Annotated in this window: 12 protein-coding genes; 1 reads left to right on the top strand and 11 read right to left on the bottom strand. The window is 62.1% G+C overall.

Annotated features, from left to right (window positions below; genetic code table 11):
* Positions 1 to 43 precede the first annotated feature (43 nt).
* Positions 44 to 1,534, top strand: a complete 1,491-nt coding sequence (locus J4E00_RS13240; protein WP_208175651.1) for a nicotinate phosphoribosyltransferase — start codon at positions 44 to 46, stop codon at positions 1,532 to 1,534.
* 158 nt (positions 1,535 to 1,692) lie between these two features.
* Here the strand turns inward: J4E00_RS13240 and J4E00_RS13235 are convergent, their stop codons facing one another.
* The 11 genes from J4E00_RS13235 to pyrF form a co-directional block, all read right to left on the bottom strand.
* Positions 1,693 to 2,115, bottom strand: a complete 423-nt coding sequence (locus J4E00_RS13235; protein WP_208175650.1) for a hypothetical protein — start codon at positions 2,113 to 2,115, stop codon at positions 1,693 to 1,695.
* Between the two features lie 337 nt (positions 2,116 to 2,452).
* A complete protein-coding gene (locus J4E00_RS13230; protein ID WP_208175649.1) occupies positions 2,453 to 3,550 on the bottom strand; it encodes an AIR synthase-related protein in 1,098 nt (365 codons plus the stop codon).
* Between the two features lie 163 nt (positions 3,551 to 3,713).
* Positions 3,714 to 5,213 carry an amidophosphoribosyltransferase gene (purF, locus tag J4E00_RS13225; protein WP_208175648.1) on the bottom strand — a complete coding sequence of 500 codons (1,500 nt, stop codon included), beginning with the start codon at positions 5,211 to 5,213 and terminating at the stop codon, positions 3,714 to 3,716.
* Between the two features lie 84 nt (positions 5,214 to 5,297).
* Complete coding sequence (gene purN, locus J4E00_RS13220; protein WP_208175647.1) at positions 5,298 to 6,005, bottom strand: phosphoribosylglycinamide formyltransferase; 708 nt, start codon at positions 6,003 to 6,005, stop codon at positions 5,298 to 5,300.
* A gap of 23 nt (positions 6,006 to 6,028) precedes the next feature.
* Positions 6,029 to 7,318: a phosphoribosylamine--glycine ligase gene (gene purD, locus J4E00_RS13215; RefSeq protein WP_208175646.1), complete on the bottom strand. Its 1,290-nt coding sequence runs from the start codon at positions 7,316 to 7,318 to the stop codon at positions 6,029 to 6,031.
* A 30-nt stretch (positions 7,319 to 7,348) separates the two neighbouring features.
* Positions 7,349 to 7,732, bottom strand: coding sequence for a nuclear transport factor 2 family protein (locus tag J4E00_RS13210; RefSeq protein ID WP_208175645.1), 384 nt, complete (start codon positions 7,730 to 7,732; stop codon positions 7,349 to 7,351).
* Positions 7,733 to 7,743: 11 nt separating this feature from the next.
* On the bottom strand, positions 7,744 to 9,162 hold the full coding sequence (locus J4E00_RS13205) for a phosphoribosylaminoimidazolesuccinocarboxamide synthase (protein WP_208175644.1): 1,419 nt from the start codon (positions 9,160 to 9,162) through the stop codon (positions 7,744 to 7,746).
* Positions 9,163 to 9,183: 21 nt separating this feature from the next.
* Positions 9,184 to 10,119: a phosphoribosylformylglycinamidine synthase subunit PurQ gene (locus J4E00_RS13200; protein WP_208175643.1), complete on the bottom strand. Its 936-nt coding sequence runs from the start codon at positions 10,117 to 10,119 to the stop codon at positions 9,184 to 9,186.
* Positions 10,120 to 10,160: 41 nt separating this feature from the next.
* Positions 10,161 to 13,214 (bottom strand): AIR synthase-related protein, encoded by a 3,054-nt coding sequence (locus J4E00_RS13195; protein WP_208175642.1) that lies wholly within the window; start codon positions 13,212 to 13,214, stop codon positions 10,161 to 10,163.
* A 54-nt stretch (positions 13,215 to 13,268) separates the two neighbouring features.
* The gene (pyrE, locus tag J4E00_RS13190; protein WP_208175641.1) at positions 13,269 to 13,895 is read right to left on the bottom strand and encodes an orotate phosphoribosyltransferase; all 627 of its coding nucleotides are present in this window, start codon (positions 13,893 to 13,895) and stop codon (positions 13,269 to 13,271) included.
* A 52-nt stretch (positions 13,896 to 13,947) separates the two neighbouring features.
* Complete coding sequence (pyrF, locus tag J4E00_RS13185; RefSeq protein WP_208175640.1) at positions 13,948 to 14,727, bottom strand: orotidine-5'-phosphate decarboxylase; 780 nt, start codon at positions 14,725 to 14,727, stop codon at positions 13,948 to 13,950.
* Positions 14,728 to 14,730: the final 3 nt, after the last annotated feature.

Below are 14,730 nucleotides of genomic sequence, written 5' to 3'. Positions count from 1 at the left end.
CCGACAGCGTGCGTAGCGCCGGATATTCCGTTTCTTTGCCGGCATGAACGCAGCCCCTCTTTCCGGCCTCTACGCGCCCTCCCTCACCCTCGTCACCGACCTTTACCAGCTCACCATGGCCTACGGCTACTGGCAACAGGGCTTACAGGACCGCGAGGCAGTGTTTCACCTCTACTTCCGCAAGGCACCTTTCCAAGGGGGCTACGCGGTGGCGGCTGGCTTGGCGCTGGCCGTGGACTGGGTCGAAAACCTGCATTTTTCCGATGATGACCTCGCCTACCTCGGCAGCCTGCGCGGCAGCAAGGGCACGGCCATGTTCCCACCGGAGTTTTTGGAATACCTGCGCCAGTTGAAATTTACCTGCGACATCGACGCCATTGCCGAGGGTACCGTGGTGTTCGGCAACGAGCCGCTGGTACGGGTGCGCGGCCCGCTGCTACAGGCCCAATTGCTGGAAACGGCTCTGCTCACCCTCATCAATTTCCAAACCCTGATTGCCACCAAATCGGCTCGCATTCGCGAAGCAGCCGGCCCTTCCGACCAGATTCTGGAGTTCGGCCTGCGCCGCGCCCAGGGCTTCGATGGCGGCCTGGGAGCCAGCCGGGCGGCTTTTTTAGGCGGGGCCGATGCTACCTCCAACGTACTGGCCGGGCAGCGCTACGGCATCCCGGTGCGCGGTACGCACGCGCACAGCTGGGTCATGTCGTTTGAAGACGAGGTGACGGCTTTCTCGGCCTACGCCAAGGCTTTTCCCGACGACTCGGTATTCCTGGTCGATACCTACGACACGCTGGAAGGCGTGCGCCAGGCCATCAAAGTGGCCCGCGAGATGCGCGCCAACGGCCACGAGCTAGCTGGTATCCGGCTAGATTCGGGCGACTTGGCCTACCTCAGTCGGGAGGCGCGGGCGGTGCTCGACGAGGCCGGCTTCACGGAAACGCGCATCGTGGCCAGCAACGATTTAGAGGAAAACCTCATCACCAGCCTCAAGCAGCAGGGCGCCCGCATCGATACCTGGGGCGTGGGCACGCAGCTCGTGACGGCCTACAACCAGGCGGCTTTGGGGGGAGTTTACAAGCTTGCCGCACTGCGCAAGGCCGATGATTCGGGCTGGGATTTCACCATCAAGCTCTCCGAACAGGTGGCTAAAACCAGCGTACCGGGCATTTTACAGGTGCGCCGCTACCTGAATGAGTACGGCAAGCCCCGCGCCGACATGCTCTACAACACCGCCGAACCCCTGCCCGACCAGCTCACCCTCATCGACCCGCTCGACAGCACGCGCCGCCTCGCCATCAAACCCGAAACGAAATTCCGCGAACTGCTGGAGCCGGTGTTCCGCCAAGGCAAACGGGTGCTGGAGCTGCCCACACTGGCCGAAAGCCGCGCCCACGCCCAGCGCGAAGTGCAGAGCCTCGACCCCAGCATCCGCCGCTTCCTCAACCCCCACACCTTCCCGGTGGGCCTCGAAAAAGGGCTGTACGACTACCGCACGCAGCTTATTCTGGAGAAGCGCCCGGTGCGCCCGGCGTAGGCAGACGCCCAGCGTCAATGTCTTGGAACGTCATGCTGAGCTTGCCGAAGCAGCTTTACCGCGCAACGCAATTATTTGCTAGTGCAGTAAAGCTGCTTCGGCAAGCTCAGCATGACGTTCTTTTTTCCTTTCGCCGCTTCACTGTCAGTGGCTTTCTCCTACCCCACGGGCCGCGCCGGCAGCATCTCGCCCCGCCCAATGGCTAGCAGCCAGTCCTCGCCCCAGCGGGTGAGGCGGTACATACGGCGCGGTCCCTCGTAGGCCCATTGCAGCAAACCTGCGTGCACCAGCCCGGCGGTGGCGCGGCCACCTGCCACGCGCTCCACGTTGGCGGCATCGGCCAGGTTGCGGGCCGTGAGGGCTTCGTGTGCAAAGAAGCGGTAAAGCATCTGGGCCTGCACGGTGCGCCCGCGCTGGTTGCGGCCGGGCACCAGCGGGGCCAGCGCCGTCAGCAGGCGGTGCATCACCTGTTCCGGGGCATAGGGGTTGGGCACGGCCAAGGCGGGTTGGTCGCGGCGGGCAATGCGTTCGGCCAAGCCCCCGAACAGGGCTGCGGCGTTAGGGTCAGGGGTCGGATTCATGCGCGACCCGGCCCGTAAGGTGGGCCGGAGCCCTAAGCTACGCCACAAACAACACCCGGTAGCACCATATCCGAAGGCAGCTGTGCCACTAATACCACTGGTTGTGCCATAACACCATGCCGTTGTTCCTATTCTGGCAACAGCATGCGCCATAACACCATGCCGTTGTTCCTATTCTGGTACCAGTATGCACCATTACACATCGTGGTTGTGCCAATAAGCACAGTCGCCTGCGCCATAGTAACATGGGGGTGCGCCACAACCTGGTATAGGATGTGCCATAACCACCGGCGGCTGCACCGTATCCGGTGGCGCGGTGCGCTACTACCCGTCGTTGCTAGGCGTACCGCAACTCCCCCGCCGCCACGCGCAGCGTCACGCCGCTCTCGGCCGTAAGGCGGCCGGCTACTTGCGCATCGTAGCCGCTGGCTTGCAGCGAAGCCACTACAGCCGCGGCACTGGCTTCTTCGGTCACCACCAGCATACCGGTGCCCATATTCCAGTAGAGGTAGGCCGTTTCGGCGCTGATGTCGCCGATTTCGCAGAGGCGCTGCATAGCGGGCAGCGGCGCAAAGAGGGTATCCAGCACCGCGCCTAGGCCGTTTTTCAGCACCCGCGAGAAGTTATCGGCCACGCCGCCGCCCGTGATGTGGGCCACGCCGTGCAGCGGCAAACCGGCATCGAGCAGCGCCGCCACGCCGGGCGAATAGATGAGCGAGGGCGCGAGCATGGCCTCGCCCCAGGTGGCGTGCTGGTCAGCGTCGGAGCCGTCGTAGGGGGCCTCGTGCCAGTTGTCGCCGAATACTTTTTGCAGGGTTTTGCGGGCCAGCGAGTAGCCGTTGGAGCGGAACGAAGGCGAGCGCAGGGCCACCACCGCGTGGCCGGCCTGGGCGGTTTTGCCACTCAGGGGCTGGGCCAGGCTGGGGTGCAGCACCCCAATGGCCGTGGAGCACCAGTTGAAGTTCATCTTGGCACCCGGCCAGCCGCCGATGCGGTTGCCCAGCTCCGCGATTTCGCCGCCCGTGATGGCTACCTGGGCGAAGTTGGCGGCATCGTGCAGGCCGCGCATCATCTGGTCCACCACGTCGTAGTCGAGGTGGTTCACGTCGATGATGTTGGAGAGATTGGTGGGCACGAAACCGGCGGCAATGAGGTCGTCGGCCGTCATGGCGATGAGGTCGTAGCCGAGGGTATCGTACTTGTTCAGGCGCTCGGCCACTTCAATCTTGGTCCCGATGCCGTCGGAGCTGATGCCGAGCCGTTCCGCGCCGAAGCGGATTTCATTGGAGAAGCCCCCGTCGAGGTCTTGGGCGGGTTCGCCGGGTTTACCGCTGCGGTTCTGGAAGGTTTTTTTCGACCAGTTGTAGGCGTTGCGCGAGGCGGCGTTGCCTTCTTCGATGGAGTAGCCGGCGGGGTTTTCGGTGGAAGTGGACATGCTATTGAAACGGGAAACGGGTATGCTAATGGATTAAAAAGAACGTCATGCTGAGCGCAGCCGAAGCATCTCTACCGCAGTAGTAAATCTGATTACTCTCGCGGTAGAGATGCTTCGACTGCGCTCAGCATGACGTTCTTCATTCGTTGTTAGTGGCAGCAGATTAATGCTCCGTCGGCTCGGGCGCTTTGGCGCTCACCGATTTCTTATCCTTTTTCTTGTCGCTGCGGTGGCTGGCGCGCTCCTCCTGGATATGGCGCAGGTAGTGCGTCACGTCGCCCGTCGGGTACTTGCCCGAGAAGCAGGCGAAGCAGGAGCCACCGTGGCCGCGCTCCTCCGAGAACAGCTCGTACAAATCCTGCAAATCCTGGTAAATCACCTTGTCGGCCTCAATGTAGCGGCAGATTTCGTCCTCCGTGTAGTTGGCCGCAATTAGCTCGGTGCTCATGGCCATGTCGATGCCGTAGATGCAGGGCGATACGATGGGCGGCGCGCTCGAAATGAAGTACACTTCCTTGGCTCCGGCCTCGCGCAGTAGGCGCACGATGCGGCGCGACGTGGTGCCGCGCACAATGCTGTCATCCACTACGGCCACCTTTTTACCCTCCACAAACTCGCGGATGGGATTCAGCTTTTTCTTCACCACGTCCTCGCGCCCGGCCTGAGTGGGCACGATGAAGGAGCGGCCCATGTGGTTGTTTTTCACCAGCGCCCGGCGGTAGGGTACCCCAATGGCCTCGGCCAAACCGGAAGCCGAGAAGTAGCCCGACGAAGGCACATCAATCACCATATCGGGCTTCAAACCGGCATCTACCAGCTTGCGGGCGATAATTTTACCCAAACGCACGCGCTCCCGCGCCACCAGCCGGCCGTGAATCACGGAGTCTTCGCGGGCAAAATAAATCTGCTCGAACACGCAGAAATTCTTGGGCAGCTCAGGCTGGTTTTTGCGGTGAACCTGGTAGTTATTATCGATGAAAATGGCTTGGCCGGGGCCAACATTTTCTACGAATTCAAAGTCCAGATAATCAAAGCAGGTACTTTCCGACACGAAAGCGTAGACCGGTCCATTCGGCGTGTCGCGCCGCCCCAGCGCCAGCGGACGGATGCCCAATGGGTCGGTGAAGGCCAGCAGGCCGTGCCCGGCAATGACCGTGATGGTAGCGTAAGCGCCCTCCACCAGTTCCTGCGTGGTCTCCACGGCATCGAAAATATCTACCACCGAAATGTGGTCGAGGTCTTTCACGCGCAGCTCAGAGGCGAAGGTGTACATGATGAGTTCCAGGTCGTTGGTGGTTTTGGGCAGCACGTGGTACTTGTCGTGCAGGCGCTTGGCCACGTCGCGGAAGTTGATGACGTTGCCGTTGTGCACCATCGCCAGCCCAAAGGGGTAGCTGGTGGTGAAGGGCTGGGCTAGGTCGGAGTCGTTGGCACCCTGGGTGGTGTAGCGCACGTGCCCGATGCCGATGTTGCCTTTCAGCTTCTTCACGTGCTTGGGCTTGAACACGTCGTTGACGAGGCCCTGGCCCTTGCAGAGGTGAAACGAGTCGTCGAACGTGGCGATGCCGGCCGCATCCTGCCCCCGGTGCTGGAGGGCGGTGAGGCCAATTATCATGTCGCCTACGACGTTATCGGGACCGTGAAAACCTACTATTCCGCACATGGGATGGGGTGATTTTGGTGTCTTATAAAAACGGTCATGTCGAGCGCAACCGAGACATCTCGCGTGCGTCGCTAAACGATTGGGTTACTCCTTCAAGCGAGATGTCTCGGCTGCGCTCGACATGACGTTCTGGGTGCTTGTAATTAATTCGGCCAGTGTCCTGGCATAGATTTCATGCTCCACGGCTAGGCCGCGGCGCTCTACTTCTTCCAGCGTATCAGCGCCGCGCAAATCCACGGTTTGCTGGGCCAGGATGGGGCCGGTGTCGAGGCCTTCGTCAACCAGATGCACGGTGATTTTGGTTTCCGGCAACTTGTTTTCGAACGCCCACTCGTAGGCATGTAGGCCCTGGTGCTGATGGGTGTCAGCGGGATGGATATTAAGGATGCGGCCCGCGAAAGGCTGAATGAAAGCCGGCGACAAAATGCGCATGTAGCCCGCCAGCACCACCAAATCGGGCTGGTACTGCTGGAGCAACACCGCCGCTTCGGCATCAAAAGCTTCGCGCTTGCGGCCCTGGCTGGGGAGTGAAGCCACGGGACAGCCCTGCTCCGCCGCAAAGGCCAAGCCGGGTGCATCAGGTTTGTTGCTGAACACGACTACCACTTCGGCGAGGTCTTTCAGCACACCGGTTTTGGTAGCTTCCACCAGCGCCAGCATGTTGGAGCCCCGGCCCGACAGCAGTATGGCCAAGCGGGCTCGCCGCCCTCCCTGCCCTGAAGAGTGCTCGGTCGCATTCCCAAACGAGAGGGCCGATTGCTTGAATTGCTCAAAAGAGGCGAGGAGCTTCATCAGTTTCAATTGGGCTTCCGGTCTCAATTTACAACAGCAGTGGTTACAACTGGCGCAGGGCGCTGCGCAATGTCGGTGCGGAAGTAGGCTCCCTCGAACGTGACGCGGGCGCAAGCCTCGTAGGCGCGGGCCGTGGCTTCCTCCAGGTCGTTGCCGTGGGCCGAAAGCACGAGGACGCGGCCGCCGTTGGTCACCAGCTCACCGGCCTCGTTGCGCTTGGTGGCGCCGTGGAAGGCGCGCACGCCGGTGGGCAGGTTGTCGAGGCCGGTGATGGGGAAACCGGTGGGGAATTTCGGAGCCGGGTACCCGCCCGAGGCCAGCACCACGCCTACAAACGCGCCGGGCCGCTGCTTCACGCCCTGCTGGGCCAGCGTCCCATCGAGCGTCGCCTTAATGAGCGTGAGCAGGCTGCTATCCAAGGCGGGCAGCAGCACTTCGGCTTCCGGGTCGCCGAGGCGCACGTTGTATTCCAGCAGCTTGGGGCCGGTGGGCGTGAGCATGATGCCAAAGTAGAGGAAGCCCCGGAACTCGAACTGCTCGTTTTGCAGGCCGCGCAGGGTGGGGTCCACGATGTCGCGGCGGATGGCGGCCAGCACGTTGGCATCGGCGAAGGGCACGGGGCAGTAGGCGCCCATACCGCCGGTGTTGGGGCCCTGGTCGCCGGCCAGCAACTGCTTGTGGTCCTGCGAAGTGGCCAGCAGACGGATAACGTGGCCATCAGTTAGGCCGATAATACTGATTTCAGGACCGGTCAGCTTCTCTTCCAGCAGGAAGGAAAACCAGCCCGAATAGCTCGTTTGCAAGTCATCGAAAGCCGCCTCGGCTTCTTCCGGTGAAGAGCACACGTACACACCTTTGCCGGCGGCTAGGCCGTCGTACTTCACCACCACATGCCCGCCCAGCTCAGCCGCCTTGGCACGGGCGGCGGCAATGTTGTCGCTCCGAAATGGCCAGGCCTGTGCCGTAGCCACGCCGTGGCGACGCATGAATTCCTTGCTCCACACCTTCGAGCTTTCCAGCCGCGCCGCCGAACGAGTCGGGCCGAAAACCTGGATATTGGTACCGGCAAAAAAGTCGGTGATGCCGGCCGCCAGCGGCGCCTCCGGCCCCACCACAATCAGCTTGGAATCGTGGGCTTGCGCAAAGGCGCGCACCGCCTCAAAATCCAGCGGATTGACCTCGGGGTGGCTGTTGGGGATGCCGGCGTTGCCGGGCAGCACGTGCACCGTGGCCCCGTCGCGGGTCAGCTTTTCGGCTAGGGCGTGCTCGCGCGCGCCGGAACCGAGGAGAAGAAGGGTTTTGGAGTCAGTCAAGGGAGGATGGGCTTAGGCTGGCGCCGCGGGCTAAATAATGTCTTCGATGGAAATAATCTGGCCGTTTTCCGTTTCAAAAACGGACTTGCCCTGCAGGTGCAAGGTGTCGCCCGGCTTCAGGCCGTTGGGAAATGCTATAGCGGCTACTGCCGTGTAGTCAATGGCAACTTCGACCCGTTGGGCGCTTACCTGCCATTCAGTGACACGCTGCTCACGCTGGGAGAAATACTGCGTGGCTTGCTCCGCCTGCTGACGGAAAGCTGCTTTGCCGGTCGTAGTCAGGTTTACTTCGCCATTGGAAACGTTGCGAAACACCACGTCCTCGTGCAAAGGCGCCAGCATGCCAGCTACATCGAAGCGGTTGTACGCTTCGATGTAGGCTTCAACAAGTTGCTTCGGCGCAGTGGCTTCCATCAGTGTTTTAATTACAGTACCCGAAGTTCCTCGTCGGCCGCTTTCAGCTTGGCTTTGGTGGCGAGGATGTCTTTGCTCAGGCGCTCGCGCAGGCGAGGGATATTCAGGGCGCGCAGGGCGGCCTGGGCGGCGTTGTCGGGGCGCACCACCGTGAGGTTGGGCGTGCCGCTGGGCATGATGACCGACGAGTTCAGGTTCATGGCCAGCTCGGCGTAGTCCTTGTAGGGCGGGCACGAAATCACGGGCACGTTCACGTTGGCCGCCAGCGCGCCGCCCAGGCCGTTGCTCAGGCCGGCCACGGCGATAATGACGCCAGGCTCGATGCTGTTGTTCCAGATTTCGGCCATGCCGGCAATGGCTTCGCCGTTTTTATGGGCCGAAGTCACGCGCAGCTGGGTGAAGACGTCGTAGCCCTCAAACTGCTGGCGGATTTTCTCGCAGTGCTCTTTGTCAGCGGGCGAGCCCATCACGATGTTCACCCAGGCGTCCTTAATCAGGCCGGCCTGCACGAGGTTGGCCAGCATGCGGGCGCGGGCGTCCTGGCGGCCGGTGTGGGGGGCGTCGGCGCCGTGGGTATCGGCGGTGGGCAGGGGCTCGCCCACGATGCGCTCGTAGATGTCGAGGTAGCGGCGGCTGGCTTCGGCGGTCACTTCCGGGGTGAGGGCGCGGAGGTATTTGCCGTCTTTCTTGTTGGCGATGAGCCACTGGCGGACGTACTCCTTATCCATCTGCTCGGCCGTTTCGGGGTTCTTGGCGTAGTCTTCGGCGCTCCAGAAACGCGACGAATCCGGCGTGTGCATCTCGTCGATGAGAATCAGCTGGCCGTTCAGCAGGCCGAACTCATACTTGGTGTCCACCAGAATGATACCCTTTTCGGCCAGCAGGCGCGAGCCCACGGCAAACAGCATCTGCGACTTCACGGCCATCTGGTCGTACAGCTCCTTGGTCACCCAGCCTTCGCTCACCAGGTTTTCAGGCGTGATTTCGCGGTCGGATTCCTCCTTGGTCGTCGGCGTCACGATGGCCTGCGGGAAGGCCTGGTTTTTGGTCAGTCCATCGGGCACGGTCACGCCCGAGAACGTGCGCTGGCCGGCCTGGTAGCCGCGCCACATCGAACCCGTCAGGTACTGACGCACAATCATTTCCACCTTAATAGGCTCGGCTTCTTTCACCAGCATGGCGTTGGCGTCGATGAGCTTGATGACGTGGTTGGGGATGATGTGGGCCGTCTTTTCAAACCAGAAATTTGCCAGGCCGTTCAGCACCGCGCCTTTGTGCGGGATGGCCGTTTCCAGCACGCTGTCGAACGCTGAGAGGCGGTCGGTCACGATGATGAGGCGGTCGCCGCTGGGCGCGCGGAGGCTGTCGCGCACTTTGCCGCGGTGCAGCAGGGGGAGTTGGGGAGAAGCGAAGTGGGTGAGGGTGTTCATTAGCTACGTTTCTGTGAGAGGCTAGTGTTGGTTGGCGAGTTGCACGGCCGGGGCCGCGGTGGTATGTTTTTGGGCGATGTGCGCCACGATGTTTTTGAAGATTTGCAGGCCCTCCCCTTCCTCGGTGGCCTGGGGGTTTTGGCGGCGGCGGCGGGCCCAGTCGGGGTGGTTGTAGGCCGCCAAAAACGCCTCAGGGTGAGGCATGAGGCCGAACACCTGCCCGGTGGGGTCGGTGAGGCCGGCGCAGTTCAGGTCGGCGCCGTTGGGGTTGAGGGGATATTCGCTGGTGCCGTCGCCGTTGGCGTCGATGTAACTTAGGCAGTTCAAGCCGGCTGCTTCAATGGCGGCGCGGGTGGCATCGTCAGGCACTACGAGGCGGCCTTCGCCGTGGCGCACGGGCACCTCCAGCTTGTCGATTCCTTTGAGGAAAGGTGTGCGCGAGGCGGGGTTCACGCGGAGCGTCACCCACCGGTCTTCGTAGCGGCCGCTGGCGTTGTGGGTCAGGGTCACTTCGGGGGTCACGTCGCCGCCCATATTGGGCAGCAGGCCCAGCTTCACGAGCACTTGGAAGCCGTTGCAGATGCCGAGCACAAACTTGCCATTGGCGATGAACTGCTTGATGTCGTCGAGCAGCGTGCGGCCATCGGCACTGGTTTGGCGGTAGCGCAGCTTGTTAGCCAGCACCACGCCCGAGCCCAGGTCGTCGCCGAAGGAGAAGCCACCGGGGAAGTTCAGCACGTCGAAATCGTGGATGCTCACCTGCCCGTATAGCACCTGGTTGAGGTGCACGATGGTGGCTTCCGCGCCAGCCAAACGGTAAGCGGCGGCGAATTCTTCTTCGCAGTTAATACCGAAGCCAGTCAGAATCAGCGCCCGCACCGTACCGTCTACATTAGCCGCATCGGTTTGTGCCTCCGATTGAACTTTATGTGCTCCTTGAGCCGAGTCTTGTACCATTTCAAAAGTCTTTTGGGCCAATGGAAAAGGGTCTTGTGCTTTTAGAGTGAATTTGAATGGCTGAGGTTGTCGTTTGACACAACGCCAAGTAAATGATTGACAGGCCCGTTAGTCCAGACAGCGCGCAACGCGGCGGTATTTGCTGAAATAACCGTTTTACCTGCGTGGCGCACAGTCAGCTCACCGTCCGCCGTCACGCGGCCGAGGCGCGTGGCGCGGTCGCCGAGCATCTGCTCGAATGCCACCACGTCTTCTGGCGCCACCGTGGTAAGGAAGCGGGAGTGCGACTCCGAGAACAGCTGCGTGGCCAGCGGCAGGCTCGTTTCGGGCAGCTCCACCACCGCGCCATAGCCGTAGCCGAACGTGGTTTCGGCCAGCGCCACGGCGAGGCCGCCGTCGCTCAGGTCGTGGCAGGACTGGATGAGGCCTTGGTCGTTGGCCTGGCCGATGAGGGTGTAGAGCGCCTTCGCTTTAGCGAAATCTACCTTCGGCACATTGGCTCCAAGCTGGCCGTGCAGGGCGTAGAACTCTGAGCCGCCCAACTCGTCGTGGGTTTCTCCGAGAAGGTATACCACGTCGTCGGCCTGCTTGAAGTCGGAGGTGATGGCGCGGCGCACGTCTTCAATCTTGGCCGTCACCGAGTAGAGCACGGTGGGAGGCACCGAAATCTTCACGCCGTCGGCCTTGAAGTCGTTTTTCATCGAGTCCTTGCCGCTGGTGAGCGGGATGCAGTAGGCCGCCGTGGCGTCTCGCAGAGCCTCGCACATGCGCACCAGCTTGGCCAGCTTCTGCTTGCCGTCGGGGTTGCTGGCGGGGTCGTACACAGAATCGGGCACGCAGAAGTTATCGTTCACCGACCAGAAAATGCCGTCGCCGGGCGTCAGGTTTGGCAGCTTCCCTCCCACCGCGATAATCTGGCGCACAGCCTCGTCAAACGAGCCGGCCGACATATCATAAGCGTCCAAATCGCCGTAGCGCGGCAGGATGCCGTTGCTCACGGCCACACCCTCCCAGCTCTCGAAATTGAAGCGTACCACGGCTGCATCCTGCGGCGCCTGGCCCGTCGCGCCCATCAGTGGCTTCACAATCGTGCGGCCCTTCACCTCGTGGTCGTACTGCCGAATGACCGATTCGCGCGAGCAGATATTGAGCGAGCCCAGCAGCTGTGTCAGCGTCTCGGTGTAGTCTGTGGCCGTCGGAATTTCCGGCTCGGCGGCGACGGGTTTGGCCCACTCCGCTTCCAGGATTTTGCGCGGCACGCCCTCGTGTAGGAATTCCATGTTCAGATGGGCAACCGGCGCGCCATCGAAACGCACGTCCAGGAAACCATCAGCGGTGAAGTAGCCGATGTCGGTCAGCTCCACTTCCATTTCTTGGCCAAGCGCCGTGATTTCGGCCATTTTGCCGGGCTCTACCACCAGCGTAAACCGCTCCTGTGACTCACTCACGAAAATCTCCCAGGGCCGCAGGCCGGGGTACTTCAGCGGCACGCGCTCCAGCTCCACCACTGCGCCGCCGCTAATGCCGGCCAGCTCGCCCACAGAGGATGAGAGGCCACCTGCGCCGTTGTCGGTGCTGCATTTTAGCAGGCCGCGACGGGCCGCCAGCAGCAGGAAATCCATCGCCAGTTTTTGGGTGATGGGCGAGCCGATTTGCACGGCCGTGGCGGGCGCGGTTTCGTCCAGCTCAATGCTCGAAAACGTGGCGCCGTGGATGCCGTCCTTGCCCACCCGGCCGCCGGCCATGATGATGCGGTCGCCGGCATCAATCTTCTTTTCCCAAGAGTCCAGCCCCGCGAATTGCATGGGCATCACCGCGCCGGTGCCGCAGTACACCAGCGGCTTGCCGGCGTACCGGTCGTCGAACACAATCGCGCCGTTCACCGTGGGCACGCCCGACTTATTGCCGCCGTCCTCAATGCCCTTGCGCACGCCTTCCAGAATGCGGCGCGGGTGCAGCTGCCCGGTCAGTAGCTGCCCATCGAATTCGGGGTTGCCGAAGCACAGCACGTTGGTATTGAACAGCAGCCGCGCCCCCCCAATGCCAGTGGCCAAGGGGTCGCGGTTGTTGCCTAGAATACCCGTAATAGCCCCGCCGTAGGGGTCGATGGCCGAGGGCGAGTTGTGCGTTTCCACCTTCCACACGAACAGCGAATCGGAGTTGATGCGCACCGCGCCGGCGTTGTCCGAAAACACCTTAATCAACCAGTCGTTGCCGTTGGCGCGCAGCTGACGGTCCACTTCCGATGTGGCGTTTTTGATATAGGTTTTGAAGAGCGAGTCAATCTGCTTTTCCTCGCCCGTTTCGGTATTTTTATAGTTGATAACGGCCGCGAATTCCTTGTGTTTGCAGTGCTCCGACCACGTCTGGGCGATGATTTCCAGCTCACAATCCGTTGGGTCGGTCGGCAGGCCTGCGGCCTTCCGCTCCTCTTGCGTCTCAGTGGCGGCGAAGTAGTCACGCACGGCGCGCATTTCCTCCAGGTTCAGCGCGTAGATGTTGTCTTTCGACAATTGCAGCAGCGCGGCGTCACTCAGGCCAGTCAGCGAAACAACTTCGGTGATGGCCTCGGCGCCGCCGCCGGGGCGCGGCGTGTAGTCGCGGATGCCATCAGCCACGCGGCCCACTTCCAGCCAGTTGATGAGTTTGTTGCCGAGCAGCTCCTCCGCGATGCGTCGCAGGTCCGTTTCGGGTAGGTCGTTTTCGAGCAGGTAGAGCTTTTTGCTGAAAATGTGCTGGGTGTGCACATCCAGCGGCTCGTTCAGGATGTCGGCGAGGGCGTTCTGGGCGGAGGTGCCTTCGTCGTCGGTCACGCCGGGACGGCGGGCCACCAGGATGTAAGTAGTGTAGCCTTCGGCGCCGGTCAGCTCGTTCAGGCGCACGTCGTGCAGCACCGGGTCGGCGAGGCAGCGGGTGGCGAAGTCGCTCAGCTGGTTTTCGTTCAGCGGGTAGCGCACCGTGTAGAGGGCGGCGCTGCGCACGCGGCCGGTGGCCAGGCCCAGGTGGCGGGCGGCAGCTTCGGCTACGCGCTGGCCGTCGCCGTCGTGCTGGCCGGGTTTCAGCGTGAGCTGGATGGTATGGGTGGTGTTTTCCAATTCTGCCAAAATCTAGGTTCCTCCTTTATCCTCCGTAAATCTCTCCTCGTGGTCCTAAAACGCTTTTTCAGGCCGGCTGCCGGGCTTCACCACCGGCACGCCGGCGGCGCACAGGGGGCAGCTTTCGGGTGCAAAGGTCGCTGCTACCACCGGAAGGAGCGCAAAATGTGGAAAATCTAATCCACCTTTTCCGCCGGTCCGGTCGATGAGGGAGGCCACGGCCAATACCTCCGCGCCCATAGCGCGCAGCACTTTAGCCACTTCCAATGTGCTTTTGCCCGTCGTCACCACGTCTTCGGCGATGATAACTTTCTCGCCGGGCTCGATGGTGAAGCCGCGCCGCAGGGTCATTTGGCCGTCAGCGTCGCGCTCCGTGAAGATGCCGGGCACACGCAGCTGGCGGGCCAGCTCGTAGCCAATCACCACGCCGCCCATAGCCGGGCCCACTACCACATCTGGCTTCAGACCCGCCGCTTCAATCTGCACAGCCAGTGCCGCTGCCGCGGGCGCGGCCAAGTCAGGCCGGCGTAGGAAGCGGGCGCACTGCACGTAGGTATCCGAATGCAGGCCCGACGACAGGCGAAAGTGCCCGCTCAGCAGCGCTTCTTCCTGGCGCAGCAGGTGCTCCAGCGTGGCAGCATCAAAGGCGGCGACTTTAGAGATATCTAATTGATTGGTCATTTCTTGCAGAAAAACTAACATGCAAAAAGCCGCGGTGAAGCGGCTTTTTTGTTCAGGCGTTGGCCGGGCTCTTCACGGCCCGAAATTGGTTAATTTGTTCCATCAATTCCCGCGCTGCTGCGCCCGCGTCATCGGCTTGCCAGATGCTGCGCGAGGCGTTTATCAGCACGCCGCTGCCGTCCGCTCGCAGGCCGGCGCGGAGCGTGGCTTCAAGGTCGCCGCCCTGCGCGCCGATGCCCGGCACCAGAAACCATTGGTCCGGGCAGGCGGCCCGGACTTTGGCCATACTGGCTGGTTCAGTAGCGCCCACCACTAGGCCGATGGTCGACTCGGTCAGCTCCTCGTCGAGCTGCCGGGAAATTTGCGCGGCGCGGTCGCTGAGGGTTCCGCCTGTGGTCAGGGTTTCGTCCTGAAGGCCGTAGTGGGGCTTGTTGGAAGTTTTGGCCAGCGAAAACACCAGCTTGCCGGGCCGGGCGAAGGGCCGGATGGCGTCGTCGCCCATATAGGGGTTCACAGTCACCGAATCGGCCCCAATGACATCGTAGGCGAAATGGGCGTAATGCTCGGCAGTGTTGGCGATGTCGCCGAATTTGCCATCCAGAATCACGGGGATGTCGGCCGGGATGCTTTGCACTGTTTGTTGGAGCAGGGCCACTCCGTTTTCACGGCTCAGAAAGAACGCTAGGTTGGGTTTGAAAGCAGCCGCGTACGCTGCCGTCTCCATCACTACTTCACGCAGGCGCTGGGCCGCCGTGGCGTCGTCGCCCGTAGGGTCCAGGCCTACGCAAAGCAGAGAATTGGCAGTTTGAACGCGGGTGAGAAGCTTCTGCATCGA

The sequence above is a fragment of the Hymenobacter negativus genome, from assembly GCF_017571495.1.
GTDB lineage: Bacteria > Bacteroidota > Bacteroidia > Cytophagales > Hymenobacteraceae > Hymenobacter > Hymenobacter negativus.
This window is presented reverse-complemented; position numbering and strand designations above follow the sequence as displayed.

Coding starts and splice junctions, on each gene's coding strand:
- J4E00_RS13240 (WP_208175651.1), top strand. CDS start 44: ATGAACGCAGCCCCTCTTTCCGGCCTCTACGCGCCCTCCCTCACCCTC.
- J4E00_RS13235 (WP_208175650.1), bottom strand. CDS start 2,115: ATGAATCCGACCCCTGACCCTAACGCCGCAGCCCTGTTCGGGGGCTTG.
- J4E00_RS13230 (WP_208175649.1), bottom strand. CDS start 3,550: ATGTCCACTTCCACCGAAAACCCCGCCGGCTACTCCATCGAAGAAGGC.
- purF (WP_208175648.1), bottom strand. CDS start 5,213: ATGTGCGGAATAGTAGGTTTTCACGGTCCCGATAACGTCGTAGGCGAC.
- purN (WP_208175647.1), bottom strand. CDS start 6,005: ATGAAGCTCCTCGCCTCTTTTGAGCAATTCAAGCAATCGGCCCTCTCG.
- J4E00_RS13210 (WP_208175645.1), bottom strand. CDS start 7,732: ATGGAAGCCACTGCGCCGAAGCAACTTGTTGAAGCCTACATCGAAGCG.
- J4E00_RS13205 (WP_208175644.1), bottom strand. CDS start 9,162: ATGAACACCCTCACCCACTTCGCTTCTCCCCAACTCCCCCTGCTGCAC.
- J4E00_RS13200 (WP_208175643.1), bottom strand. CDS start 10,119: ATGGTACAAGACTCGGCTCAAGGAGCACATAAAGTTCAATCGGAGGCA.
- pyrE (WP_208175641.1), bottom strand. CDS start 13,895: ATGACCAATCAATTAGATATCTCTAAAGTCGCCGCCTTTGATGCTGCC.
- pyrF (WP_208175640.1), bottom strand. CDS start 14,727: ATGCAGAAGCTTCTCACCCGCGTTCAAACTGCCAATTCTCTGCTTTGC.